Genomic DNA, 1050 nt, shown 5'->3' with positions numbered 1-1050 from the left:
GCCGATGATGAATTCCTCGAGCTGGGTGCGGGCGATGTCGTCGGCCAGCTGCTTGGGCGGAGACTTCATCAGGTACGCCGATGCCGGGATGACCGGTCCGCCGATACCACGATCGAGAGCGATCTTGGCGGCCCGCACAGCATCGATGATGATGCCCGCGGAGTTGGGCGAATCCCACACCTCGAGCTTGTACTCCAGATTCAGCGGCACATCACCGAAGGCGCGGCCCTCGAGCCGGACATAGGCCCACTTGCGGTCATCGAGCCAACCGACATGATCGGACGGGCCGATATGCACATCGTTGGCGCCGAGTTCCTTCTTCAGATTGCTGGTGACGGCCTGGGTCTTGGAGATCTTCTTCGACTCCAGGCGCTCACGCTCGAGCATGTTCTTGAAGTCCATGTTGCCGCCGACGTTCAGCTGCATGGTGCGGTCGAGCTGCACACCACGGTCCTCGAACAACTTGGCCATCACACGGTGGGTGATGGTCGCGCCGACCTGACTCTTGATGTCGTCACCGACGATCGGGATACCGGCGTCGGTGAACTTGGCGGCCCACTCGGGATCCGAGGCGATGAACACCGGCAACGCGTTGACGAACGCGACGCCCGCGTCGATCGCGCACTGTGCGTAGAACTTGTCGGCCTGCTCGGAGCCGACCGGCAGGTAGGACACCATGACATCGACCTTGTTGTCCTTCAGGACCTTGACAATGTCGACGGCCTCGGCTTCGGACAGCTCGATGGTCTCGGCGTAATACTTGCCGATGCCGTCGAGGGTCGGGCCGCGCTGCACGACAACATCGCTCGGCGGTACGTCGGAGATCTTGATGGTGTTGTTCTCGCTGGCGAAGATCGCTTCGGAAAGGTCGAAGCCGACCTTCTTGGCGTCGACGTCGAAGGCAGCGACGAACTTGACGTCGCGGACGTGGTACTTACCGAACTTGACGTGCATAAGGCCGGGCACGGTCGCGGTTTCGTCGGCGTCCTTGTAGTACTGCACACCCTGGACCAAAGAAGATGCGCAGTTGCCCACGCCCACGATGGCCAC

General features: G+C 61.7%; 1 protein-coding gene. It reads right to left on the bottom strand.

The window, feature by feature from the left end; all coding sequences use genetic code 11:
* A partial coding sequence (locus ACLMAJ_RS38000; protein WP_412018760.1) for an inositol-3-phosphate synthase occupies nucleotides 1–1050 on the bottom strand: 1050 nt, incomplete at both ends.

Source organism: Nocardia arseniciresistens (assembly GCF_046764875.1).
GTDB classification, from domain to species: domain Bacteria; phylum Actinomycetota; class Actinomycetes; order Mycobacteriales; family Mycobacteriaceae; genus Nocardia; species Nocardia arseniciresistens.
This window is presented reverse-complemented; position numbering and strand designations above follow the sequence as displayed.